Origin of the sequence: Shimazuella kribbensis DSM 45090 (assembly GCF_000428065.1) — a bacterium.
GTDB classification, from domain to species: Bacteria; Bacillota; Bacilli; order Thermoactinomycetales; family Thermoactinomycetaceae; genus Shimazuella; species Shimazuella kribbensis.
This window is the reverse complement of record NZ_ATZF01000002.1, coordinates 353,294-377,782: the sequence shown is the minus strand read 5'-3', so window position 1 is coordinate 377,782 and position 24,489 is coordinate 353,294. Positions and strand designations below refer to the sequence as shown.

Annotated in this window: 25 protein-coding genes; 24 read left to right on the top strand and 1 reads right to left on the bottom strand. The window is 39.1% G+C overall.

Annotated elements, in window-relative coordinates; genetic code table 11:
* Positions 1-19 precede the first annotated feature (19 nt).
* On the bottom strand, positions 20-1,249 hold the full coding sequence (locus A3GQ_RS0105350; RefSeq protein ID WP_028776175.1) for a PIG-L family deacetylase: 1,230 nt from the start codon (positions 1,247-1,249) through the stop codon (positions 20-22).
* Positions 1,250-1,502: 253 nt separating this feature from the next.
* Between A3GQ_RS0105350 and A3GQ_RS0105345 the strand changes: the two genes are divergently transcribed.
* The 24 genes from A3GQ_RS0105345 to pnp all read left to right on the top strand — a co-directional run bounded on the left by A3GQ_RS0105345 (position 1,503) and on the right by pnp (position 24,406).
* Positions 1,503-2,225 carry a tetratricopeptide repeat protein gene (locus A3GQ_RS0105345; RefSeq protein WP_028776174.1) on the top strand — a complete coding sequence of 241 codons (723 nt, stop codon included), beginning with the start codon at positions 1,503-1,505 and terminating at the stop codon, positions 2,223-2,225.
* Positions 2,226-2,383: 158 nt separating this feature from the next.
* Positions 2,384-3,088 (top strand): 30S ribosomal protein S2, encoded by a 705-nt coding sequence (rpsB, locus tag A3GQ_RS0105340; protein WP_028776173.1) that lies wholly within the window; start codon positions 2,384-2,386, stop codon positions 3,086-3,088.
* A 118-nt stretch (positions 3,089-3,206) separates the two neighbouring features.
* A complete protein-coding gene (gene tsf, locus A3GQ_RS0105335) occupies positions 3,207-3,860 on the top strand; it encodes a translation elongation factor Ts (protein ID WP_028776172.1) in 654 nt (217 codons plus the stop codon).
* 65 nt (positions 3,861-3,925) lie between these two features.
* Positions 3,926-4,654 carry a UMP kinase gene (pyrH, locus tag A3GQ_RS0105330; protein WP_028776171.1) on the top strand — a complete coding sequence of 243 codons (729 nt, stop codon included), beginning with the start codon at positions 3,926-3,928 and terminating at the stop codon, positions 4,652-4,654.
* Complete coding sequence (gene frr, locus A3GQ_RS0105325) at positions 4,651-5,208, top strand: ribosome recycling factor (RefSeq protein WP_028776170.1); 558 nt, start codon at positions 4,651-4,653, stop codon at positions 5,206-5,208. The genes pyrH and frr overlap by 4 nt, the downstream gene beginning before the upstream one ends.
* A gap of 95 nt (positions 5,209-5,303) precedes the next feature.
* Positions 5,304-6,074, top strand: coding sequence for an undecaprenyl pyrophosphate synthase (locus tag A3GQ_RS0105320; protein ID WP_037464013.1), 771 nt, complete (start codon positions 5,304-5,306; stop codon positions 6,072-6,074).
* A 209-nt stretch (positions 6,075-6,283) separates the two neighbouring features.
* On the top strand, positions 6,284-7,087 hold the full coding sequence (locus tag A3GQ_RS0105315) for a phosphatidate cytidylyltransferase (protein ID WP_028776168.1): 804 nt from the start codon (positions 6,284-6,286) through the stop codon (positions 7,085-7,087).
* A 37-nt stretch (positions 7,088-7,124) separates the two neighbouring features.
* Positions 7,125-8,273: a 1-deoxy-D-xylulose-5-phosphate reductoisomerase gene (locus tag A3GQ_RS0105310; protein WP_028776167.1), complete on the top strand. Its 1,149-nt coding sequence runs from the start codon at positions 7,125-7,127 to the stop codon at positions 8,271-8,273.
* Positions 8,274-8,285: 12 nt separating this feature from the next.
* A complete protein-coding gene (rseP, locus tag A3GQ_RS0105305) occupies positions 8,286-9,551 on the top strand; it encodes an RIP metalloprotease RseP (protein WP_028776166.1) in 1,266 nt (421 codons plus the stop codon).
* Between the two features lie 20 nt (positions 9,552-9,571).
* Positions 9,572-11,266, top strand: coding sequence for a proline--tRNA ligase (locus A3GQ_RS0105300; RefSeq protein ID WP_028776165.1), 1,695 nt, complete (start codon positions 9,572-9,574; stop codon positions 11,264-11,266).
* A gap of 920 nt (positions 11,267-12,186) precedes the next feature.
* Positions 12,187-13,086, top strand: a complete 900-nt coding sequence (locus A3GQ_RS27980; RefSeq protein ID WP_245596739.1) for a hypothetical protein — start codon at positions 12,187-12,189, stop codon at positions 13,084-13,086.
* A 3-nt stretch (positions 13,087-13,089) separates the two neighbouring features.
* The gene (locus A3GQ_RS23485; protein ID WP_083964109.1) at positions 13,090-13,677 is read left to right on the top strand and encodes a class D sortase; all 588 of its coding nucleotides are present in this window, start codon (positions 13,090-13,092) and stop codon (positions 13,675-13,677) included.
* 287 nt (positions 13,678-13,964) lie between these two features.
* Positions 13,965-14,417, top strand: a complete 453-nt coding sequence (gene rimP, locus A3GQ_RS0105280) for a ribosome maturation factor RimP (RefSeq protein ID WP_028776164.1) — start codon at positions 13,965-13,967, stop codon at positions 14,415-14,417.
* Positions 14,418-14,436: 19 nt separating this feature from the next.
* Positions 14,437-15,510: a transcription termination factor NusA gene (gene nusA / locus A3GQ_RS0105275; RefSeq protein WP_028776163.1), complete on the top strand. Its 1,074-nt coding sequence runs from the start codon at positions 14,437-14,439 to the stop codon at positions 15,508-15,510.
* The gene (gene rnpM / locus A3GQ_RS0105270; protein WP_028776162.1) at positions 15,507-15,785 is read left to right on the top strand and encodes an RNase P modulator RnpM; all 279 of its coding nucleotides are present in this window, start codon (positions 15,507-15,509) and stop codon (positions 15,783-15,785) included. The genes nusA and rnpM overlap by 4 nt, the downstream gene beginning before the upstream one ends.
* Complete coding sequence (locus A3GQ_RS0105265) at positions 15,775-16,074, top strand: YlxQ family RNA-binding protein (RefSeq protein ID WP_028776161.1); 300 nt, start codon at positions 15,775-15,777, stop codon at positions 16,072-16,074. Before rnpM ends, A3GQ_RS0105265 begins: the two co-directional genes overlap by 11 nt.
* 17 nt (positions 16,075-16,091) lie before the next feature.
* Positions 16,092-18,287, top strand: coding sequence for a translation initiation factor IF-2 (gene infB, locus A3GQ_RS0105260; RefSeq protein ID WP_028776160.1), 2,196 nt, complete (start codon positions 16,092-16,094; stop codon positions 18,285-18,287).
* Complete coding sequence (locus A3GQ_RS0105255) at positions 18,288-18,569, top strand: DUF503 domain-containing protein (protein WP_028776159.1); 282 nt, start codon at positions 18,288-18,290, stop codon at positions 18,567-18,569.
* Positions 18,570-18,581: 12 nt separating this feature from the next.
* On the top strand, positions 18,582-18,929 hold the full coding sequence (gene rbfA / locus A3GQ_RS0105250; protein ID WP_028776158.1) for a 30S ribosome-binding factor RbfA: 348 nt from the start codon (positions 18,582-18,584) through the stop codon (positions 18,927-18,929).
* 10 nt (positions 18,930-18,939) lie between these two features.
* The gene (locus A3GQ_RS0105245; protein ID WP_028776157.1) at positions 18,940-19,884 is read left to right on the top strand and encodes a DHH family phosphoesterase; all 945 of its coding nucleotides are present in this window, start codon (positions 18,940-18,942) and stop codon (positions 19,882-19,884) included.
* Positions 19,881-20,780: a tRNA pseudouridine(55) synthase TruB gene (gene truB / locus A3GQ_RS0105240; RefSeq protein WP_028776156.1), complete on the top strand. Its 900-nt coding sequence runs from the start codon at positions 19,881-19,883 to the stop codon at positions 20,778-20,780. The genes A3GQ_RS0105245 and truB overlap by 4 nt, the downstream gene beginning before the upstream one ends.
* Positions 20,780-21,760 carry a bifunctional riboflavin kinase/FAD synthetase gene (locus tag A3GQ_RS0105235; RefSeq protein ID WP_028776155.1) on the top strand — a complete coding sequence of 327 codons (981 nt, stop codon included), beginning with the start codon at positions 20,780-20,782 and terminating at the stop codon, positions 21,758-21,760. The genes truB and A3GQ_RS0105235 overlap by 1 nt, the downstream gene beginning before the upstream one ends.
* Positions 21,761-21,894: 134 nt before the next feature.
* Positions 21,895-22,164 (top strand): 30S ribosomal protein S15, encoded by a 270-nt coding sequence (gene rpsO / locus A3GQ_RS0105230; RefSeq protein WP_028776154.1) that lies wholly within the window; start codon positions 21,895-21,897, stop codon positions 22,162-22,164.
* Between the two features lie 118 nt (positions 22,165-22,282).
* A complete protein-coding gene (gene pnp, locus A3GQ_RS0105225) occupies positions 22,283-24,406 on the top strand; it encodes a polyribonucleotide nucleotidyltransferase (RefSeq protein WP_028776153.1) in 2,124 nt (707 codons plus the stop codon).
* Positions 24,407-24,489 lie beyond the last annotated feature (83 nt).

Genomic DNA, 24,489 nt, shown 5'->3' with positions numbered 1-24,489 from the left:
CCTAATACAGGCTTCTTTTTTATTGGGTTGGTGTATGCTGTCTGTTTTGTATTTTTGCTAACAGAGAGTTGAATTGTGTAGATACACTATGATAGCCAATAGCAAAAGACTCTACAACTGGATTCCAGGCTTGGTATACCATTGCTGCCTTTTTAATTCGAAAGGCTTGGTTTGTCGTAGGTGTGACCAGTGACCCAACAGTAACTCTGGTAAAATCATTTCGTGATACATATAGTCGAGCGTCGGAAATAGCTTTTTGTTTGTACAAATCCACTAAGGCTTGTCCACTAAGGGCATGGGATAAGGAGCCATCGTGTTGAGACATTGCTTTGTGACTCGCTTTTGGATATTTGGATTCATATTCCAGTACCAACTGTTTGACTTCATTCAAAGTAAGGATTCCATCAGATGATAAGTTTCGGATATGGATATTCTCTGGTTTTACTCCCAATTGCATTAATGCTGACTTTAACTCATTGGTTCTGGATGATGAAAATTTCGGGTTATCTATATGCCCATATCCCTCTTTTACAGGGTTATGAGTACCACCCCACCAACTAGAACCTACTTCCCCGTTCAATATTTTTTGGGCAACAGATCCAGCGCCATCCGTGTAAAGAACAGCAATTACTTCTCTACCAGCATCTAAGTGTTGAGTTATCCCGACACCCATCGATAATGTTTCATCATCTTGATGAGGGATGTAGAAGATAGCTGGTGGAGTAGTGGTAATAGTACTAGTTGTAGCACTAGCAATTTTTGAAGATGGAGCAGTTGTATCTGGTGCTAAGCTGTTGGGACTTTCTAATGTAGCGTCTTGGGTATATACGATAAAGTTTCCTCCACCCGAGACTTCAGCTGAGATGCTATCATTTTTCGCATCGTAAGTTTGCTTTTCTACTCGAAAGTAACCTGCTTCTTCTTCACCAGATGATTGATATTGGTAAAGTACTCCACCTTTTGCATCCTTTTTTACTGGGATTTTTAAAGAATAATGGAGATTATGATCATTCGATTTTAATTCGAATTTCATGTCCTCTCCCATTTTTAAAGCTTTAAGATTACTAGGCCCAATAGAGAATTTTTTACTTACGTCTCCTTCTCCTTTAACAGTTCCTGCAATTTTCCACTGGTTTTTGGGGATAGAACTAATTTTTTTATTCACCGCATTTGCAGATGAAATGGAGAAACTGGTGATGGTAAGTAAGGAGCAGCCTAGAATAGCTGCTGCGACATTGAATTTTCTCAAATCTTTTCACCTTCTCCTTTGCAAATTAAATAACAACTAGCTATTGGATGATAATTATGATAATTATATTTTAATCAATGGATAGCAATTTTGTCATGCAAAAGATAGGATTGTTGAAAAGTGCATGTTTTTTGTATTTTTAGCAAAATAGAATCAGCTTAATGGATGATTTTTCTCTATTTGTCTACCATTTTCTCTATTTTTGTGATAATAATATTTGTTGTAATAATGTTAATAAAGGAGTTGGAGATACATGAGTGATCAATCAAATTTGGGAGCTGCTCAACCAATGGGTGGTCCAGTAATGTCTGATGGTGAAAAATGGTTACGAAAATCAGCTGAATTAGGTAATGTAAAAGCAATGCATAATTTAGGATGGCGTTTATTGGATGGCGCAGGTTTATCTCATAATGAACAAGAAGGGGAAATGTGGTTAAAAAAAGCTATTTCTCTTAACTATGATCCCGCACTAAGTGCTTTAGGGTGGAGACTATTAGATGGAAAAGGTATCACTCAAAATATTCCAGAGGGGGAGCGGTTACTGCGAGAAGCAGCTAACAAAGGAAATACATATGCGATGTGCTCTCTTGCATGGGCGATTTTAAAAGGAACTCTTTCTAATAATGATCTGCAAGAAGCAGAACAACTACTTACCCGCGCTGCTGAGGGTGGAAATTTAGATGCAATGGATAGTTTGGGTTGGAGATATCTAGATGCAAGTGGTCTGCCATATAATCAAGAATTAGGAGAGCACTGGTTGAAAAAGGCATCTGATGCAGGAAGTTCAGAATCAATGTACCAATTGGGATGGCGTTTGGTAGAAGGCTTTACTTTGCCACAGAATGAGGCAGAAGGTATTATGTGGCTGGAAAAAGCTTCGAATGCTGGTCATACTCATGCCATGTCGTATTTGGGCAACTTACTTTTAGACAAAGAAGAATTCGCTCAAAAAAATCCTCCCAGTAATTTACACTAAGTTACTAACTTAGCCTTGCAAGCTCTTTACATTGTGTGATATATTCGTCATTGGTGTAAAACACACGCCAAAGGAGTGAGCAGTGGTGCCAATTTATTTGGTTGCTGATTTCTCGATGATCCTTGGCGGAGGATAAAAACCATAAGGAGGCTGGATTCATGGCAGTTGTATCCATGAAGCAATTATTAGAAGCAGGTGTTCACTTCGGTCATCAGACACGTCGTTGGAACCCTAAAATGAGTCGTTTTATTTTTACCGAACGTAATGGTATTTACATCATTGATCTTCAAAAAACAGTGAAAATGATGGAGCAAGCTTACCAATTCGTACGTGATCTTTCTCGTGATGGCGGTAATGTATTATTTGTTGGAACAAAGAAACAAGCACAAGAAGCAGTAAAAGATGAAGCTATTCGTTCTGATATGTTTTTTGTGAATCATCGTTGGTTAGGTGGAACGTTAACCAACTTCGGTACGATTCAAAAACGTATTCAACGTCTTCATGAATTAGAGCGCATGGAAGAAGACGGTACTTTTGAAGTACTACCTAAAAAAGAAGTTGTTCTCTTGAAAAAAGAACAAGCTCGTCTAGAGAAATTCTTGGGCGGCATTAAAAATATGAAAAAACTTCCTGATGCAATCTTTATTATAGATCCTCGTAAAGAACGGATTGCTGTTGCAGAAGCTCGCAAATTAAACATTCCGATCATCTCCATCGTAGATACTAACTGTGACCCGGATGAAGTAGATTATGTCATCCCGGGCAACGATGATGCTATCCGTGCTGTACGTCTGTTTACTGCTAAAATCGCTGATGCGATTATTGAAGGAAGACAAGGCGAGCAACAAAGTTCAGCTTCGTAAGTTTATGTGCGTAGGGGTGGTAGATCCACCCCTTTTTATTAGAAATTCTACTCCTATAGGCATTGTTCATAATAGAAATTTTCAATTGATTAGTTAGAGTGAAAGGTAGTGGCAAGAGATGGCTATTTCTGCTTCAATGGTTAAAGAATTGAGACAAAAAACTGGCGCTGGGATGATGGATTGTAAAAAAGCGCTTACAGAAACAAATGGAGATATGGAAAAAGCAATTGAATATCTTCGTGAAAAAGGGATCGCTGGGGCTTCTAAAAAAGCAGATCGTGTAGCTGCTGAAGGTGTTGTTGAGTCTTACATACATGCTGGTGGTCGTATTGGTGTGTTGGTAGAAGTAAACTGCGAAACCGATTTCGTAGCAAAAACACCTGAATTTGTTGGATTTGTAAAAGATATCGCCATGCAAATTGCAGCAATGAACCCAAAATATGTTCGTCGCGAAGAAGTTGCAGAAGAAGAAGTAGAAAAAGAACGTGAAATGTTGAAACAACAAGCGCTTCAAGAAGGAAAACCTGCAAATATTGTAGATAAAATGGTTGAAGGTCGATTGGTGAAACATTTCAAAGAAATTTGCCTTCTTGATCAAGTTTTTGTAAAAGATAATGAGAAGACAATCGATCAATTAGTAAAAGAACAAATTGCACGGATTGGAGAAAATATCACCATTCGTCGTTTTGTTCGTTTTGAACTAGGAGAAGGTATCGAAAAACGCCAAGATAACTTTGTAGAAGAAGTTATGTCTCAAGTAAACAAAGGTTAAAGCGATATGGGGAGCACATTTCGTGTATCCCCTTTTTCAACTACTGACAGAAATGTGGGGATCGTATGAGCACTCCCAAATATAAACGTGTTGTCTTAAAATTAAGTGGAGAAGCACTAGCTGGTGAACAAGGTTATGGGATTGATTCAGCGGTATTAACTTCTATTTCCCGTCAGATCAAAGAGATCATTCAATTGGGTGTCGAGGTCGCGATTGTAGTAGGCGGAGGAAATATTTGGAGGGGTATCGCTGGAACAAAACGTGGGATGGATCGTGCAACTGCTGACTATATGGGCATGTTAGCAACTGTAATGAATTCACTCGCATTGCAAGATTCATTGGAGTCGATGGATGTAGCTACGAGAGTTCAAAGTTCGATTGAAATGAGGCAAATTGCTGAGCCTTATATTCGACGCAGAGCTATTCGCCATTTGGAGAAGGGACGAGTTGTTATTTTTGCGGCAGGTAATGGAAATCCTTATTTTTCCACTGATACAACTGCTGCTCTTCGTGCTGCAGAAATAGAGGCAGAAGTAATCCTCATGGCGAAAAATAATGTAGATGGTGTATATAACACAGACCCAAGACTGGATCCAAATGCAGAGAAGTATGACACACTCACCTTCTTAGAAGTATTGAATAAAGGTTTAGCTGTAATGGATTCAACAGCTTCATCCTTATGTATGGATAACAATATTCCATTGATCGTGTTCAATATAACAACAGAAGGTAATATCCGTCGCGTATTAATGGGAGAGTACATAGGAACTGTTGTAAGGGGGAACCACGCATGATTAATGAAGTGAAATCAACGATGCAAGAAAAGATGGACAAAGCTGTACAGGTATTAAAAAGAGATTTAATGTCCTTACGTGCAGGTCGTGCTAATCCTGCTCTATTGGACAAAGTGATGGTAGATTATTATGGAAGTCCTACACCAGTAAATCAACTTGCAAATATTAGTACTCCTGATCCTCGTACGCTTTACATTCAACCTTGGGATAAGACAGCAGTAGCACAAATTGAAAAGTCAATCCTAAAATCGGAACTCGGGTTGACTCCAAACAATGATGGTGCTGCTATTCGTATAAGTATTCCTCCATTAACAGAAGAACGTCGTGGAGATTTGGTGAAAATGGCAAGAAAAATGGGTGAAGAAGCAAAAGTAGCCATTCGGAATGTTCGACGGGAAGCAAATGACGAGTTGAAAAAACTTGAAAAAAATGGTGAAGTGAATGAAGATTCTTCTCGCCGTGGTCAAGATGAAATACAAAAAGTAACAGATCAATTTGTCAAAGAGATTGATAAGATAGTAGCAGATAAAGAAAAAGAAATCATGGAAATTTAACATTGGGTAATGGAAAACTCCCTCCTATTTGAGGGGGTTTTCGACTACACCTTTTCATATCCACAGTGGCGATTATCAGTGGTGGAGGTATAAATATGCGGTTAGGATTGAAGCGCCTGTTCAACCAGCGTAATCAAGGCGATGGATTTGCAGATGTGATCGATAAACAAGCATTGCCAAAGCATGTTGCAATTATTACGGATGGGAATGGACGTTGGGCTAAAAAAAGAGGTTTACCACGGACAGCAGGACACGCTGCTGGAATGAGAAGAGTAAGAGAAACAATACGAGTCGCAAATGATTTGGGGATCGAAGTTCTTACTTTTTATTCTTTTTCGACTGAAAATTGGAAAAGACCAAAAGAAGAAGTGGAATATCTCATGAAACTCCCTGTTGAATTTTTAAAAACAGATTTACAAGAGCTTGTGGATCGTAATGTTCGGGTGCAGATGCTTGGTGAAAAGAAACAAACACCTACCTTTACCCAAGAAGCACTATCTCAATTCGAAGAGAAGACAAAGCACAATACTGGGATGATTCTTAATTTTGCCATTAATTATGGTTCTCGAGATGAGATTCTAGCTATGATACATCAGATTATAGATGACGTCGAATTAGGAAATATTAGTAAAGAAGATATCTCTGAACAAGTGGTGAGTGATCGTCTCCTGACAAAAGGTTTGCCAGACCCAGATCTTGTTATCCGTTCAAGTGGTGAAATAAGGATAAGTAATTTTTTGTTATGGCAAATAGCTTATAGTGAGTTTTGGTTTACTGAAGCACTGTGGCCCGATTTTTCTAAGGAGATGTTCATAAAAGCAATCGGAGAGTATCAACGAAGATCAAGGAGGTATGGATCCCTGTAGTACAGATACTTAAGAGTTTAGATTATATAGGAGTAACAAAAACGATAGTATAACAGGATACATGATTCGGTCGCAATAAAAATGGATATGTATCTAGCAATTCCTGTAAAGGAGGGAGGACAGGAGAGGATCGTTGCTCTCAGTTCGGAAACTGAGAAATGCCGACATTCCTCTACACCAAAACTTTAAAGGTGGTCCTGTCGGCAATTATGAAAGAACGTATCATTTCAGGAGTACTAGGAGCAATCTTCTTTTTGCTCATTCTATGGCTAGGCTCTTGGTGGTATTCCGTGCTTATTTCGATACTAGCATCTATTTGTTTTTTGGAATACTGTCGACTTTTCGGTTTTTCCTATCGTAAACCACAAGTAATTCTTGGGTTACTGTTCGTTTGGCTTATTATCGTTTCTGGTTTAAAAACACAGTTTGGGTTAGATTCAGTAGCATTGTTTGAGTACACAAACATCATCATATTGGGTTTGGTTATTTTTCTTGCTTTATTGGTATTTTCTCGTAATCAATTTGATATTTATCAAATGGCGCACTTATTTATTGGTACGATATACATAGGTTTAGGATTTTCTTATATGATTCAAATGATTTGGCATCCAGATGGGTTAATATGGTCTTTATTTGTTCTGCTCATTATCTGGGCTAATGATACAGGTGCGTATTTTACAGGGAAAAATTTAGGTAAACGTAAGTTGTGGCCATCCATAAGTCCGAATAAGACTGTTGAGGGTTCTATTGGAGGGATTTTGCTAGGAGTAATTGTTAGTGGCTTTTTTAGTTATTTTTGTCCGCAGATTTGGACAATGGGCTATGCAATTATACTAGGATTACTCATCTCGGTAGTTGGTCAGTTAGGTGATTTAGTCGAGTCTGCAATCAAACGTTCTACTGGAGCAAAAGATTCAGGTCGGATTTTACCAGGACATGGTGGTGTACTCGATCGTTTTGATAGTTTAATTTTTACTTTTCTTATCCTGCAAATTTTTACAAGTACATTTTAGTAAGAGCGTTGTTATTGGAATGAAGAGGAGAACTTAAATGCTAGAGAAAATAGCTATCTTAGGCTCAACGGGATCAATAGGAACTAGTACATTGGATGTGGTAAAACAACATCCTAATCATTTTCAAGTAGTCGCGCTTGCTGCAGGTAGCAATGTCGAAGAAATGATTCAACAAGCACTAACTTTTAAACCTCATATGATTTCTATGGCTACGAAAGATTTAGCTGAAAAAGTAGCTCAAGCGCTGCCTGATTCTATAAAAGTAGTATGGGGTGAAGAAGGACTTATTGAAGTAGCAACTCACTCAGATGCTACCTATGTTGTATCTTCTTTGGTTGGTAGTAGAGGGCTAGAACCTACATTAGCAGCTATCGAAGCTGGAAAACGAATAGGACTCGCAAACAAAGAAACATTGGTAACGGCTGGTCATTTAGTAATGGAGAGAGCCAAACAAAAAAAAGTTGATATCTTACCAATCGATAGTGAGCATTCCGCAATTTTTCAATGCCTTAATGGTGAGAGAAATGAAGATGTTCGCAAATTGATTTTAACAGCTTCAGGTGGAGCTTTTCGTGATTTTACAAGAGATCAATTAGCCACTGCTACACCAGAGATGGCCTTAAAGCATCCGAACTGGGCAATGGGGGCCAAAGTTACCATTGATACAGCAACGATGATTAACAAAGGATTAGAGGTAATGGAAGCACATTGGTTGTTTTCCTTCTCCTATGATCAGATAGAAGTTTTGGTTCATCCACAAAGTATTATACACTCTATGGTAGAATTTCAAGATGGAGCAGTGATGGCACAATTAGGTACACCAGATATGAAAGTACCCATTCAATATGCCATGTCTTATCCTCAAAGATTAACATTATCCATGCCGCCATTGTCCTTGAGTGATATCAAACAACTAACTTTTCTAGAACCTGATGTATCTCGTTTTCCATGTCTCGCTATGGCCTTTGAAGCGGGAAAAGCTGGTGGTACAATGCCGACTGTTTTAAATGCTGCTAATGAAATCGCAGTAGAGAAATTTCTAAAGAAAACTATTCCTTTTTTGGGTATAGAGGCTATGATAGAAAAAACGTTAGAAACTCATGATTCGATAAAAAACCCACAATTAGAAGAAATTAAACACGCAGACCAGTGGGCACGTGAATTTGCTCGTCAATTAACCTTATAGGTGGTGATGTTGGTGCACATACTGCAAACAGTGGTTTCGTTTATTCTAGTGTTAAGTATTTTGGTTTTCGTGCACGAACTTGGTCATTTTCTTTTTGCAAAAAGAGCAGGGATCTTAGTGCGTGAATTTGCTATTGGTTTTGGTCCCGTTGTTTTCTCTAAGCGAAAAGGAGAGACATTGTATGCAATTCGTCTTCTTCCATTAGGTGGTTTCGTTCGTATGGCTGGAGAAGACCCAGAGATAATTGATATCAAACCAGAATCTATCATACATTTAGATATGAAGCAAAATTTAGTAACGGATGTATGGTTGATTGATCCTCGTGAAGTAAAAGGCGAATTGGTGACAGGAAAACTTGTCGAGATGGATACAGAAAAAGATCTTTTTGTAACTATTTTACTCGACGAATCTGGGGAACAAGTGAGATATCCGTTGCACCGCGAAGCTTTTATTCATCTCAATAAAAAGAATGAGATGCAAATAGCTCCCATTGATCGTCAATTTAGTTCGAAAACAGTTTGGCAAAAAGCTCTTACCATTTTAGCCGGACCTATATTTAATATCATTTTGACGATCATCTTATTTGGAGTATACACAGCAGTGATTGGCGTGGAAGCAAAGCTTCCTATTAGTATGGTTACCAAAAACTCCCCTGCAGAGAAAGCTGGCTTGAAGCCTGGTGACGTTATTCAAACAGTGAACAATAAGCGTGTAAGTACCATCGATATGCTTCGGGTAGAGTTAATTAATTCGAAAGGGAAAGCTGTACCTTTTGTTGTTAAACGTGGTAATCAAGATCTGCAAGTCAATATTGCTCCACAAAAACAAGGCGAAGTATATATCATAGGAACAATGTTTGATCAAAGGCAAATGATGCGCAAAGCAACAATGATGGAGACAGTCAGAGAAGGTTTTAAACAAACTTATAATTGGTCTGTCATTATATTGGATGGTTTTGGCAAGCTTGTAACAGGCCAAATTTCGATCGATAGTCTGGGTGGACCAGCACAAATGGGATATTTGACTGGGAAAGCAGCAGATGCTGGCTTTGTTGCATTAATCAAGTGGACAGCATTACTGAGTTTGAATCTAGGTATTTTTAATCTACTTCCTATTCCTGCGCTAGATGGTAGTAGACTTATCTTTATCATTATTGAAGGAGTTAGAGGACGTCCAATTAACCCAAGTAAAGAGAGTTATGTCCATCTTGTTGGGTTTGCTATGTTGATTCTATTAATGGTATTTGTCACGATAAACGATTTTAGGAAAATATTTTGACCTAGAAATGAGGAAGGATTTTGAGACAGAAGACTGCGCTTATTCCTACACTTAGGAGTGTTGCCGAAGCAGAAATGATTAGTCATCAGCTTTTGCTTCGTGCAGGTTTTATTAGACAAGTAGCAGCAGGAGTATACACTTACTTACCTCTTGCTCAGCGTGTGTTAAATAAGATCTCAACGATTGTTCGAGAAGAGATGGATCGTATTGGATCGCAGGAACTTTTGATGCCAGCACTTAATCCTGCTGAGCTTTGGCAAGAGTCTGGACGATATGATACATATGGACCAGAACTAGTTAAGTTACAAGATCGTCATGACCGTCGGTTTATCTTAGGACCAACACATGAAGAGACAATTACCGATCTAGTTCGTAATGCAGTAAACACTTATAAAAAACTACCAATGACCCTTTATCAAATTCAAACGAAATTCCGTGATGAAAAGCGACCAAGATCAGGATTGCTACGTGGCAGGGAATTCATAATGAAAGATGCGTATTCTTTTCATGCAGATCGCGAATCACTTGATGAGATCTATCAAGATATGTATCAGGCATATGTCAATATCTTTACTCGTTGCGGTTTGGAATTTGGATCGGTTGAGGCTGATTCCGGTTCTATTGGTGGCAAAGGCACACATGAATTTATGGTATTCTCTGAAGCTGGGGAAGATAAGATTGCCATTTGTACCTCATGTGATTATTCTGCCAATATTGAAATGGCAGAAATTGTAATAGATGAGACTAGCTCAGCTAACGATGAAACAGTTGCACCAATCGAAAAAATCCATACTCCAAATATTAAAACCATTGATCAACTTGCTACATTCTTGCAAGTAGGACCAAACGCTTTAGTAAAAACTCTTTTATTTATAGTGGATGAGCAGCCTGTTATGGTTTTGGTACGTGGTGATCATGAAGTAAATGAAGTAAAAGTAAAAAATATTATGGAAGCAAGTACTTGCTTCATGGCAGATGAGCAAACGATTCGAAACGTAACGGGAGCAAGTCCAGGTTCTTTGGGACCAGTGAACGTGAAGGAAAAAATAACGATTCTTGCGGATCAAGCGCTTCGCGGTTTTGCCCAATGGCATATTGGTGCAAATCAAGATGACTATCATTTCTTGCACGCGGTGGAAGGTCGAGACTTTGAAGTGAGTAAATATGCCGACTTACGTACAATCGAAGAAGGAGACAAATGTCCACGATGCGGTGGAATTATTCGTTTCCAAAAAGGGGTCGAGGTTGGACATATTTTTAAACTTGGCACAAAGTATAGTGATGCAATGAAAGGAACATTCCTCGATGCCAATGGTAGAGAACAAATGTATATCATGGGTTGTTATGGCATTGGAATCTCTCGTACCCTTTCAGCTGTTGTGGAACAACATCATGATGAAGGAGGGATCATCTGGCCTGAAGCCATCTCTCCATATGCAGTTCATTTGATCGCAGTGAATATGAAAGACGAAACTCAGCGCAATTTGGCTGAAAAGCTGTATAAAGATCTCCTGCATGCTGGTGTAGAAGTTTTATTTGATGATCGTCCTGAAAGAGCCGGTGTTAAGTTCAAAGATGCTGATCTCATTGGAATCCCAAAACGTATAGTAGTAGGTTCTAAAGCAACTGAAAATCTCATTGAACTAAAATCACGTCGTTCAGGAGAAAGTCAAGAAGTGAACGCGGATCAAATTTTAACATTAATACAGAAGTAAGAATAAGAAAAACCTTCTCATGTTATGAGGAGGTTTTTTGATGCTTGCCAAGAAGTAGTTGGTTGTATTCATCCCAAAATTGGAGATACATCTTCCTATCAAATTCATCTGTTATTTGCTTTGGTTTGGATTGAAAAAGAAGGTTTTTGCTTTTAGGGCAAATTCAAAAATTTGTTTTTGATAATAATCTTTTCTTAATTCAAGCGTAAGTTCTGGATAATCTTGTGTTCCTTTTTTAGGATCTGTAGTAGTTACTTTTGCAAATCGAGGGAGTAATACATACTTGGTTGTATGCTCTATATTTCAATGAATCGAAATAGGACATGACATCATCAAAATGGAATCACATCCATATAGAATCAAGCCATCTTTATTCATTGGATCAAATATATAATCATGATGGGAAGTATGAAGGAGTGCTAAGGCAGATTCACTAATCCCCCATTGTTCTTGTACTCCATTGTTCGTTATGATGGTATTGCTTCTTTTTCAGTATAAGTTCTCCGTGCTGATCCAATGTGGATTGATTATTTCTAAATAAAAGTTGGTTTTCATCTTTTATAATCTTCTTTCACTGGTAGTTTATCTTAGTTAAAGAAGGAAGAACATCGCATATCTTTTTTATAAGAAGTAATTTTTTAAAGCTTTCTGGAAATAAGTTTTTTTTGGTACTCTTTTGTATAATTGCAGATGATTTGTGACAATTTCAGTTAATTGTTATAAAAAGATCTAAGATTTAGAAGAGAGAATATCTACCTTCTATCTGAAAAAGTTATAACTTATAACAAATTTATTAAACATTGATAATTTGATTGACACTTATTTCACTGACAACTAAGATGAAAATAGACAGATAAAGAGAATTATTTCATACAATTATGGTTGGAAAAGGGAATAGAGCACAGGAAAGGTTGATATTTTTGAAGAGAAAAGTAGTAACAGGATGTTTTGTTTTAGGTTTGTCTGTTTTTGCTCTAAGCCCAGCGGCATTAGCAGCAAATAAAAATTTAGTGGATCTAGATGCAAAAATAAAAGTAGAAGTTCCAAAACCTCCTACAGATAAGCCTCCTTGTGAAGGCGTTAACTGTGGTGAGACAAACGGTGGAAGCACCGATGACGGTGGAAGCTCCGATGACGGCGGAAGCACCGATGACGGTGGAAGCTCTGATGACGGTGGAAGCTCTGATGACGGTGGAAGCTCTGATGACGGTGGAAGCTCTGATGACGGTGGAAGCACCGATGACGGTGGGAGCACCGATGACGGTGGAAGCACCGATGACGGTGGGAGCACCGATGACGGTGGAAGCACCGATGACGGTGGAAGCACCGATGACGGTGGAAGCACCGATGATGGTGGAAGCACCGATGACGGTGGAAGCACCGATGATGGTGGAAGCACCGATGATGGTGGGAGCTCCGATGACGGTGGAAGCTCCGATGACGGTGGAAGCTCCGATGATGGTGGAAGCTCCGATGATGGTGGAAACACTGACAACGGTGGAAACACTGACAACGGTGGAAACACCAACAACGGTGGAAACACCAACAATGGTGGATCTTCCAATAATGGCGGGGTAGATGGTTCTGAGGACAACGGTGGGGTAGTTACCGTACCTAACACCAATGGTGGATCTCCAGTAATCGTTGCTCAAAATAATACGCCAGTGAAAGAAACTGTTACTACTACGACAACTGAGGAACCTACAACTGTTAATGGTGGAAAACTTCCAAAAACAGCTACTCCTTTACCATTTGCTGGTTTAATTGGTGCAGGCCTTGCATCTCTTGGATTACTTATTCGTAGAAAAGTGAAGAAATAGAGAATGAGAAAAACATCACTCTTACTTATTGTAGTAGGAGTGTGTATGATGGGATATACCTTGTTCACTTATGTTCCTCAATTATTTATAGGTGGTTCGGTTAAAAAATCGGATATAAATGAAGTAATGGCTGAAGCAAAAAATCAATCTAGTGTGGATAAAAAAATTTTATATCCGACAAGACCTAAATCTGGCGATAAAGTTGGGGATCTAATTATTCCTAAATTAAGTGCTATTTTACCTATTATTGAGGGAACAGACCCAGATGAATTGGAAAAAGGTGTAGGTCACTTTGCGCAAAGTGTACTTCCAGGTGAAAAGGATAACTCGGTATTAAGCGGGCATAGAGATACGGTATTTCGTAATGTGGGAAAACTGAAAGTTGGTGACCAATTGGTTACCAAGACCAGCGCAGGGATATTTACTTATAAAATCGTAAAAATGTGGATAACAACAGAAGACGACCGAACCGTTATTGTTTCTCATAAAGGGAAACAAATTCTAACCCTTACTACTTGCTATCCCTTTAACTGGATAGGTCCAGCTCCACAAAGGTACATTATTCAATCCGTTTTAGTAAAAACAACATAGTTCTTTCCTTTTTTATCAACCAAGAGGTAGGAGAAATCCACCTCTCTTTTTGTGCCACAGAAAATAGGATACATTTGCCTCAGAAGAAACGATTGTGTTATAATCTTTTTGGCAATACTACACACAGTTACTACATTTGTTTTTGCAGATGTGAATTCTTCACCTTTAGAAACACTTCAGGTGAAGTGCTTTTCTAAGGAATGGGTGATTATTAGATAGGCTCCTGTGAAAGAGTGGGTAAACACCCACTCTTTGCATTTTAAAAGCTACTTATGGAGGTAGTATTCTTGAGTCGACAAGTGGTAGATCAAGTAGAAAAGATTGCCGTTCCACTTCTCCAAGAGTTGGATCTAGAATTGGTTGATGTGGAATATAAAAAAGAAGGACCAAATTGGTTTTTACGGGTATTTATCGATGGGATAGAAAAACCAGTCGATTTGGATGATTGTGCGAAAGCTAGTGAACAACTAAGTATTGCATTAGATCAGAATGATCCAATACCTGGGAACTACTACTTAGAGGTATCTTCACCAGGTGCAGAAAGGCCATTAAAAAAAGAATCAGATTATCAAAAAGCAATTGGAAAAACCGTCCACGTAAGTACATATGAACCTATTGATGGCCAGCGCTCGTTTGAAGGGATATTAGAAGAGGTTACACCAGACTTGATTGTTGTAAAATCACAGTCTATTCCCCGAAACAAAATAGCAAATGCTAGGTTAAGCGTGGTTTTTTCATAATGAAGGGAGGATTAGGCCGGTGAATGCGGAGTTCATCGAAGCGCTCGGTCAATTAGAGAAAGAAAAAGGTATCAGCAAAGATATTTTGATCGATGCAATTGAAGCAGCATTAATTTCTGGGTACAAACGAAATTTTCATTCTGCACAAAACGTTAGGGTAGATATTAACAGAGAATCGGGTAGAGTCCGTGTTTTTGCACGTAAATCAGTTGTGGAAGAGGCCCTTGATCCTCGGTTGGAAATATCTTTAGAGGCCGCAAAAGAAATCAACCCGAATTATACGTTGGATGATGTTGTGGAAATCGAAGTAACTCCTGCCGACTTCGGTCGTATTGCAGCACAAACTGCGAAACAAGTGGTTACACAACGAATTCGTGAAGCAGAAAGAAATATCATCTATTCTAATTTTATCGATCGTGAAGAAGATATTGTAACAGGAATTGTGCAACGTTCAGATAATCGTAACTATTTTATTGATCTTGGGAGAGTAGAAGCATTGCTCCCACATTCTGAAACGATGCCAGGAGAGCGTTTTAAACATGGAGATCGGGTTAAAACCTTTATCACCAAAGTGGAGAAATCTACAAAAGGACCTCAAATCTTTGTATCTCGTACACATCCAGGTTTATTAAAGCGTTTGTTTGAATTAGAAGTGCCTGAAATATTTGATGGTGTAATCGAAATAAAATCAATTGCCCGTGAAGCGGGGCAGCGTTCCAAAGTAGCTGTTACTTCACGTGATCCCAATGTAGATGCTGTAGGTGCTTGCGTAGGTCACAAAGGAGTTCGAGTACAAACGATAGTGAATGAACTTCGGGGTGAAAAGATTGACATTATTCGATTTTCCGATGATTTAACAGAATGGATTGCTGCTAGTTTGAGCCCATCTAAAGTTACTTCGGTTGATATATTCGAAGAAGAAAAAATGGCTCGTGTTATGGTTCCTGATCATCAGTTATCTCTAGCCATTGGTAAGGAAGGGCAAAATGCCCGGTTAGCAGCTAAACTGACAAATTGGAAAATTGACATCAAGAGTGAGTCTGAAGCAGGAGTAGAACTATCGTCTGCTATTTCAGAGGATGAGAACGAGTGAAGAAAAAAAAGATTCCAATGCGCAAATGCATTGTTTCACAAGAAATGTTTTCTAAAAAGAGCCTAATTCGTATTGTGAGAACACCAGATAATGAAGTGTTGATAGACCCAACTGGTAAAAAATCGGGACGAGGAGCCTACCTTTGTGCCAAGGTTGAATATATCGATCTTGCTCAAAAGAAAAAGTCACTTGAACGAATTTTTCAAACGAAGATAGATTCTACTTTGTATGATCAGCTTAGGGAGTATGCAGAGGGAGTTTCACATGAAGAATAATTTCTTTCAGGTGTTAGGTTTAGCACAAAGAGCACGTAAATTAACATCGGGAGAAGAGCTTGTTCTTCAAGCGGTACGCAATGGTCAAGCAAAATTGGTTATTTTGGCAACAGATGCAGGAAAAAATACAACAAAAAAATTCACAGATAAGTGTAATTCTTATCAAGTTCCGTTGCTACAAGTAGGTACCCGATATGACCTTGGGACTGCATTAGGAAAAGGCGAACGAGTCGTTATGGCAGTAACAGATTTAGGGTTCTGTCAGATGCTAAGGGGGCTCGTTACGTAACTAATGGGGGTGAACGGATGACGAAAATCCGTGTATACGAGTATGCCAAAGAGAAAGATATGAGTAGTAAAGAAGTTATTAATATTCTTGAAAAAGTAGGCATTCCTGTTAATAATCACATGAGTGTCATGGACGAAACTGCAACGAAAAAAGTGGAAGAGTTTGTGAATAAATTCAAGCAGGGTTCTACATCTGCAAAACAGGAGAAACCGAAAAGCCAGAAACAAACTGTACAACATGGGGCGGCGAAGTCTATGGAACAAACAAACAATAATTCGACAGAAGAAATTCAAGAAAAAGGCCAACCTTCTTCTCGGGCCAATCAAGAACCTATTAAGAAAAATAAGCAGACACGAAATACCAGTAATTTTTCGAAGGGAAGAGGCCCAAAAGGTAGAGGAAATCGGAGAAGAAATGATAGGCGATCATCCCAAAATAGGGAGAAGCAAGCGCCAGTACTTCCAAAAGAAATCACTGTATCTGGGCCATTGTCAGTAGGTGAGTTTGCAAAGTTATTGAGAAAAGAAGCTTCAGAAGTTATTCGTAAATTAATTCCTATTGGTATTATGGCTACGATTAACCAAGAGATTGATGTTGATACAATGGCATTAGTAGCAGAAGAATTTGGGGTACAGGTTCAATACAAAGAAGAATTTGATGAGTCCAATATTGAAGAGATCGAAGAAGTGGATTCAGAAGAAAGCTTACTAGAGCGTCCACCAGTTGTAACCATCATGGGTCACGTTGACCATGGTAAAACAACGTTGCTGGATAAAATTCGTAGTACCAATGTAACTTCAGGAGAAGCTGGAGGAATAACCCAGCATATTGGTGCCTATCAAGTAGAAATTAATGGGAAGAAAATCACTTTCCTTGATACTCCTGGACACGCAGCGTTTACTACTATGCGTGCACGCGGTGCAGAGGTAACAGATATAACGATCCTTGTTGTTGCTGCTGATGATGGTGTAATGCCACAAACGATCGAGGCGATTAACCATGCAAAAGCTGCAAATGTGCCGATTATTGTAGCAGTGAACAAAATGGATAAATTAGATGCAAATCCAGATCGTATTAAGCAGCAACTAACAGAATATGGTTTGGTATCAGAAGATTGGGGCGGTGACACGATTTTTGTTCCAGTCTCTGCCATCAACGGAGAAGGTATGGAAGATCTTCTGGAGATGATACTATTAGTATCTGAGGTGCAAGAACTTAAGGCGAATCCCGATAAACGGGCTCGTGGAGTTGTCATTGAGTCAGAATTGGATAAAGGACGAGGTGCAGTTGCCACAGTACTCATTCAAAATGGTACACTAAAGGTAGGAGACGGTATCGTAGCTGGTAACTACTTTGGTAAAATCCGTGCGATGATCAATGATCATGGACGACGAGTTAAAGTAGCACCACCATCTACACCAGTTGAAATTTTAGGTCTTCCTGATGTTCCAAGTGCTGGAGATCCAGTTATGGTATTTGATGACGAGAAAAAAGCTCGTGCTATCGCAGATAAGCGTAATCAAAAACAAAAAGAAGAAGAACGCGGAGCTCGTACACGTGTAACCCTTGACGATTTATTTAAACAAATTCAAGAGGGTGAAGTGAAGGAATTAAATGTTATTATTAAAGCAGACGTACATGGTTCAGCGGAAGCGATGAAAGGGTCCTTAGAAAAGATTGATATCGAAGGTGCTCGTGTAAAAATCATCCACACCGCAGTTGGAGCAATTACGGAATCTGATGTGATCCTCGCTTCTGCTTCCAATGCGATCATCATTGGCTTTAATGTACGTCCTGAGCCAAATGCACGTGCAACAGCGGAGCAAGAAAATGTAGAAATTCGATTGCATCGAGTTATTTACAAAGCAATAGAAGAGATCGAAGCAGCAATGACGGGATTACTTGATCCTGAGTATGAAGAAAAAGTAGTAGGTACTGCTGAAGTTAGACAGATCTTTAAAGTGTCACGTGTTGGAACCATTGCAGGATGCTATGTTATCGATGGCAAAGTAGTACGTGATGGAAAAGCAAGACTGATCCGTGACGGAATTGTTGTTCATGAAGGTAGTTTGGATACCTTAAAACGCTTTAAAGATGATGCAAAAGAAGTCGCTCAAGGTTATGAATGTGGAATTACATTAGAAGGTTATAATGATATGAAAGAAGGAGACTTGATCGAGGTTTATGTCATTGAAGAGGTGGCACGTACGTAATTGTTTATTGGATTACTAACGTGTGAAGGGCAAATTCCCACATCCCTTTCACTCAAAGACAAAAGAAGAGTAATTCAGTCCGTTCTGACTCGAATCAAGAACAAATGGAATCTCTCCGTTTCAGAAGTTGGAAGACAAGATGATCGCCAAGTGTTTGAGCTTGCCATTGTTGGGGTAGCAACAGCTAAGCATGTGGTAGAAAAAGAGCTTCAGCGAGCTGTAAAACTCTTAGAAGCGACAGATGAAATGATGATCTTTCATATTGACATCACTTTTGTGTAGGAGGTGTCGCCCTTGGCACGCATCCGTGTGAGCCGCGTTGGCGAACAGATCAAAAAAGAGCTTAGCCAAATTATTCAACAAGAAATAAAAGATCCTCGTATCGGTTTTGTTACTATAACAGCAGTAGAAATGAGTGGTGATCTACAGCAAGCTAAAGTTTATGTGAGTATCTTAGGTAGTCAATCTGAGAAAGATGAGTCTATTGGTGCTCTAGAAAAAGCCAAAGGTTTTATTCGCTCTGAGGTTGGTCGTCGTATTCAATTACGACATGTACCTGATATCCATTTTTCCGTAGACCATTCACTCGACCATAGTGATCAAATAACACGTTTGCTACATGATGTAAGAGACGAAGATTAGGAGATGCAATATGCTAGATTGGACAAGTGCTACTCAAACACTTAAAAATGCTAGTCAAATCCTAGTTGTATCACATGTGAATCCAGATGGAGATGCGATTGGTTCAACATTGGCTGTTGGTAGTATGGTTCAATCGCTAGGTATTCCAGTGACGCTTGTAAATGAATCACCTGTTCCAGAAAAACTGTCTTTTTTACCAGGAGCAGAAAATATTCTATTGCCGTCTCAAGTGAAGGATCGTTTTTCTGTTATTATTGCAGTGGATGCTGCTGATATTTCCCGAATAGGGAATTGTCAGCAGCTTTTTGCCGATCACTCTGTAATCATAAATATTGATCACCATGGAACCAATGATGAATTTGGTAAAATAAATATCGTCAAAGCGGATGCTGCTGCAACAGCAGAAATGCTTTATGATTGGGCAGTCTACCTAGATATTCCGATATCTAGAAGTCTCGCTACTGTCTTATATGCAGGATTGTTAACAGATACGGGTGGATTTCGTTATTCCAATACTTCGTCCAATGTTATGCGTATTGCAGCAAATCTGTTGGAACAGGGGGCGGAATCGTATCAATTAGCTGATCGTTTGTTGGAAACAATCAGTGTACGTTATCTGGAACAGTTGAAAACTTCTTTAGCGACGATGCAAATTACGTTAAACGGAAAAGTAGCTTACCTCGTTTCTGAAGAAGAAGATAACGATGGATTGGTTAATTTTGCCCGTAATATTGAAGGTGTTGATGTTGGCATTTTATTCCGCCCGAGTGATGAAAATCATATTAAGGTGAGTATGCGTTCACGCCAAATTATTGATGTAGCTGCTGTTGCCCTTGAAATGGGTGGGGGTGGGCATGCGAGAGCAGCTGGATGTACAATAAATGGACAAATGGATGAAGTGATAGGTGCAGTATTAGAGAAAGTGAAGGAAGCTTTTAAGGGCGTGAAAGAATGACATTACATGGTATTATACCTGTGTGGAAACCCAAAGGGCTTACATCTCACGATGTTGTGAGTCGAATAAGGAGATTAGCTGGTCAAAAGCGGGTAGGTCATACAGGAACACTCGATCCTGAGGTGGAAGGCGTGTTGCCTATCTGCTTAGGACAAGCCACAAGAGTAGTGGAATACATCCAAGATCTACCCAAACGATATCAAGGAACAATGACACTTGGTACCGCTACGGATACAGAAGATCATACAGGAAACATCATCGATCAGGCCGAAGTTCAATCTACTTCGTTTCCGTTGAAAGAAGTAATGAAACAGTTTCAAGGCAGGATAGAACAAGTTCCGCCTATGTATTCTGCTGTGAAAATAAAAGGTGAGCGTTTGTATGATTTGGCTCGAAAAGGCCGTGTAGTAGATCGACCAGCAAGACAAGTTTTTATCTATCATTTGTTTATGGAACAGACAGAACATCAAAATATATTTTCTTTTGATGTCACATGTTCAAAAGGTACTTATATTCGTACTTTATGTGTAGATATTGGTAAATATATGGGGTATCCTGCTCATATGAGTAAGTTAACTAGAGTACAAAGTGGTCCATTTCAAAGTGTAGATTGCTATACATTTGAGGAGTTAGAAGAATCCAAAGAAAAAGGTACATTTGCTGAATCAATGGTTGCAATGGATGAAGCATTATGTCATCTTCCAGCCCTTGTGGTAGATCAGGAAGACGGCAAGCGTGTGTTAGATGGGATTGTATTTGAATGGGAACCAACGAATGAAATACCTGCTTCATCTTTGGTTCGTCTCTATGACGATGCGGGTAGGTTTTGTGCTATTTACGAGATTCATCATCAAGAATTAAGACCAGTAAAAGTATTTCGGGATGTGCATGAATAATGAAAACCATAGAAATTACTTATCCATTTAACATGGACAATCTCCTTGTTAAACCAACTAGTTTAGCTATAGGTTTTTTTGATGGATTACACCTTGGACACCAAGCAGTGATCGATCAAGCCATAGAAAAAGCAAACAAATTAGATATTGTTCCAGCAGTTATGACATTTTCTCCACATCCAAGAGAAGTGCTGGGCAAAACCACCTTTGACGGATACTTAACACCACTAAAAGAGAAGTTATCTCAATTAGAAGCACTCGGAATCGAACGAGTATATGTTGTTACCTTTAATCCGACTTTTGCAAATTTGGAAAAGGAAAGTTTTATTACAAATGTATTAGTACCACTACAAGTATCTGCTGTAACGACTGGTTTTAATTTCACTTTTGGGCACAAAGGGTTGGGAAAAGCTACGGATTTGGCTCATTTAGGAAAAGGGTCTTTTGATGTGAAAATTGTAGATCCTGTTATCATAAGAGACCAAGCAGTCAGTAGCACGAGAATACGTCAATCCCTTACTTCAGGTGATATTCAATTAACTACTGAATTGTTGGGCAGACCTTACCGAATCCAAGGAAAAGTGGTACATGGAGATAAACGTGGTCGTCAAATCGGTTTTCCTACAGCTAATGTAGAACCCGAGCAACCTTATTATCTTCCTGCTCACGGAGTTTATGTTGTGCGTGTTGTAAACAAAAATACAACAGCTTATGGTGTGATGAATGTAGGAGTTAGACCTACTTTTGATGAATCAGCGGCGAAGACCAAATTAGAGGTTCATCTTCTTCATCAACCTTCTCATCTGGATTTATATGGAGAAACATTAAAACTAGAGCTTTTGTATTATTTGCGAAGAGAAGTAAAATTTACATCTGTGGAAGCATTGGTAGCCCAGATCAAATTAGATCGTGATCAGGCTATTCAATGGATAAAGGACAAGTCGTTGTTTTTCGATGAAAGACAAAATAGCTTTGTCTGATTCTTATCAGCAAACATTTACAAGGAACTTCCTTTACGCTATAATGGCTTAGGAACCATGACTCGGTTTTCCGTTTGCCTCAACGGTGCACTGGGTTATTGGGGTTGACTGAAATTAGTGGAGGTGAAAGAAAGATGACAATTTCTCTTGAGAAAAAACGTGAGATTATTAATGAGTATAAAACCCATGAGAGTGATACGGGATCTCCTGAAGTTCAAGTAGCAATTTTAACTCATCGCATTAATGAGTTGAACTCACACTTGCGCGATCATAAAAAAGATCACCATTCACGTCGTGGTTTGCTTAAGATGGTCGGTCAACGTCGTAACTTGCTTACTTATTTAAAAGATAAGGATGTTGCACGTTATCGCGAGTTAATTCAAAAACTTGGATTACGTAGATAGGAAAACTGCGGGGTATTACACCCCGTTTTTTTGTACCTTTTGAAAATCGGATAAGCAGGAAATACTAATAAAAAACAAGAATAGAAAAATGTTATACGTCTTGTAAGGAGGCAATAAAGTGGAGTCTCAACTGTTTGAAACGGAACTTGGTGGGCGAAAACTCTCATTTGAAATTGGGAAGTATGCTGCTTTAGCAAATGCATCAGTCATGGTAAGATACGGAGATTCTGCTGTACTTGCTACAGTTGTCACTTCGAAAGAACCCAAAGAGCTGGATTTTTTCCCACTGACTGTGAATTATGAAGAAAGACTGTATGCTGTCGGAAAGATACCTGGTGGTTTTATTAAAAGAGAAGGACGTCCAAGTGAAAAAGCGATTTTAGCAAGTCGGTTAATTGACCGTCCTATTCGTCCTTTGTTTCCTGAAGGTTTTCGACATGAGGTTCAAGTTGTTACAACAGTGATGTCTGTTGACCAAGACTGTTCTACAGAAGTTGCTGCTATGATAGGAGCATCTCTTGCCCTTTCTATCTCTTCTATACCATTCGCGGGTCCTATCGCAGGTGTAATTGTCGGACGAGTAGATGGTAAATTAATTATTAATCCTACTGTTGCACAAATGGAACAGTCTGATCTGCATTTGGTAGTTGCTGGAACAAAAGACGGCATTAATATGGTAGAAGCAGGATCGAAAGAAATACCTGAAGCTATTATGTTAGAAGCAATATTACTTGGACATGATGAAATCAAAAAAATGGTTCAAGTTCAAGAAGAGATTGTTTCAAAGTGTGGAAAAGAAAAAATGGTTCCTGTTCTTGCTTCCATTAATGAGGATGCAGAGAATCGTGTGCGTGATTTAGCCACAAAAGAATTAATTGCGGCGATTCAAGTGACAGAGAAACTAGCAAGACAAGAAGCAATCGATGAAGTGAAAAAAACTACTATCGAAACATTGCAGGAACAGTTGCCTGAAGAAGAGTTTACTTTACTAGAGAAAGATTTCTATAAAACACTGGATATGATTGTCAAAGAAGAAGTACGACGGCTGATTTTAGAAGAAGGAAAAAGACCAGACGGTCGTACAACGGAAGAAATTCGGCCGCTTTCAAGCGAGATTAATCTTTTACCACGTACACATGGTTCTGGTTTATTCCGTCGTGGACAAACACAGGTATTGAGTATTTGTACATTGGGTGCACTTGGAGATGTACAAATACTAGATGGTTTGGATTTAGAAGAATCCAAGCGTTTTATGCATCATTACAATTTTCCGCCATTTAGTGTTGGAGAAGCAAGACCTATGCGTTCCCCTGGTCGAAGAGAAATAGGCCATGGTGCTCTTGGAGAACGGGCTTTAGAGCAAGTGATTCCTAGTGAAGATGAATTTCCATATACGATCCGATTGGTTTCCGAAGTATTAGAATCCAATGGTTCTTCCTCTCAGGCAAGTATTTGTGCTTCTACATTGGCTTTGATGCATGCAGGTGTACCAATTAAGTCCCCTGTTGCGGGAATAGCCATGGGATTAGTAAAAGAAGGCGATTTGGTTAGTATCTTAACTGATATTCAAGGGATGGAAGATCATCTTGGCGATATGGATTTTAAAGTTGCAGGAACAAGAAAAGGTGTTACTGCGCTTCAAATGGATATCAAGATAGCAGGTATTGATCGTCCTATCTTGGAAAAAGCTCTGCAACAAGCAAGTGCTGCAAGATTAACAATTTTAGACAATATGGAAGCTACGATTAAAGAACCAAGTAAAGAGCTATCCAGCTTTGCACCAAAAATCTTGACGATGCGCATTCATCCAGATAAGATTCGCGATGTAATCGGTCCAAGTGGTCGTGTGATCAACAAAATTATCGAAGAAACCGGAGTAAAGATCGATATCGAGCAAGATGGTCGTATCTATATCGCTTCTTCTGATAGTGAGCAAAATGAAAAGGCAAGAAAGATCATTGAAGATCTTGTACGCGAAGTAGAAGTAGGTCAAACATACCTAGGTAATGTAAAACGCGTAGAAAAGTTTGGTGCGTTTGTGGAACTTTTCCCTGGTAAAGAAGGTTTGGTACATATTTCTCAACTAGCATTAGAACGTGTTGCTAAAGTACAAGATGTTGTCTCTATCGGAGATCAGATCATGGTAAAAGTGACAGAAATAGATGATCAAGGTCGTGTGAACCTCTCACGCAAAGTGTTGCTAAAAGAGGAAGAAGCGAGGAAAAAAGAAGCATCAAAGTAAAGATAGGAGTCAGATATGCCAAAAATGGTAAATCTGTCTCTTTTTATTTTGGAGCACCCTCCATCCTATTTCTATCACTTTTC

What these genes read in the sequence shown, in the direction of transcription:
- tsf (WP_028776172.1), top strand. Translation starts at nt 3,207, where the DNA reads ATGGCTATTTCTGCTTCAATGGTTAAAGAATTGAGACAAAAAACTGGC.
- rpsB (WP_028776173.1), top strand. Translation starts at nt 2,384, where the DNA reads ATGGCAGTTGTATCCATGAAGCAATTATTAGAAGCAGGTGTTCACTTC.
- A3GQ_RS0105345 (WP_028776174.1), top strand. Translation starts at nt 1,503, where the DNA reads ATGAGTGATCAATCAAATTTGGGAGCTGCTCAACCAATGGGTGGTCCA.
- A3GQ_RS0105310 (WP_028776167.1), top strand. Translation starts at nt 7,125, where the DNA reads ATGCTAGAGAAAATAGCTATCTTAGGCTCAACGGGATCAATAGGAACT.
- A3GQ_RS23485 (WP_083964109.1), top strand. Translation starts at nt 13,090, where the DNA reads ATGAGAAAAACATCACTCTTACTTATTGTAGTAGGAGTGTGTATGATG.
- A3GQ_RS0105265 (WP_028776161.1), top strand. Translation starts at nt 15,775, where the DNA reads ATGAAGAATAATTTCTTTCAGGTGTTAGGTTTAGCACAAAGAGCACGT.
- A3GQ_RS0105235 (WP_028776155.1), top strand. Translation starts at nt 20,780, where the DNA reads ATGAAAACCATAGAAATTACTTATCCATTTAACATGGACAATCTCCTT.
- frr (WP_028776170.1), top strand. Translation starts at nt 4,651, where the DNA reads ATGATTAATGAAGTGAAATCAACGATGCAAGAAAAGATGGACAAAGCT.
- A3GQ_RS0105320 (WP_037464013.1), top strand. Translation starts at nt 5,304, where the DNA reads ATGCGGTTAGGATTGAAGCGCCTGTTCAACCAGCGTAATCAAGGCGAT.
- truB (WP_028776156.1), top strand. Translation starts at nt 19,881, where the DNA reads ATGACATTACATGGTATTATACCTGTGTGGAAACCCAAAGGGCTTACA.
- A3GQ_RS0105245 (WP_028776157.1), top strand. Translation starts at nt 18,940, where the DNA reads ATGCTAGATTGGACAAGTGCTACTCAAACACTTAAAAATGCTAGTCAA.
- A3GQ_RS0105315 (WP_028776168.1), top strand. Translation starts at nt 6,284, where the DNA reads ATGAAAGAACGTATCATTTCAGGAGTACTAGGAGCAATCTTCTTTTTG.
- infB (WP_028776160.1), top strand. Translation starts at nt 16,092, where the DNA reads ATGACGAAAATCCGTGTATACGAGTATGCCAAAGAGAAAGATATGAGT.
- rpsO (WP_028776154.1), top strand. Translation starts at nt 21,895, where the DNA reads ATGACAATTTCTCTTGAGAAAAAACGTGAGATTATTAATGAGTATAAA.
- pyrH (WP_028776171.1), top strand. Translation starts at nt 3,926, where the DNA reads ATGAGCACTCCCAAATATAAACGTGTTGTCTTAAAATTAAGTGGAGAA.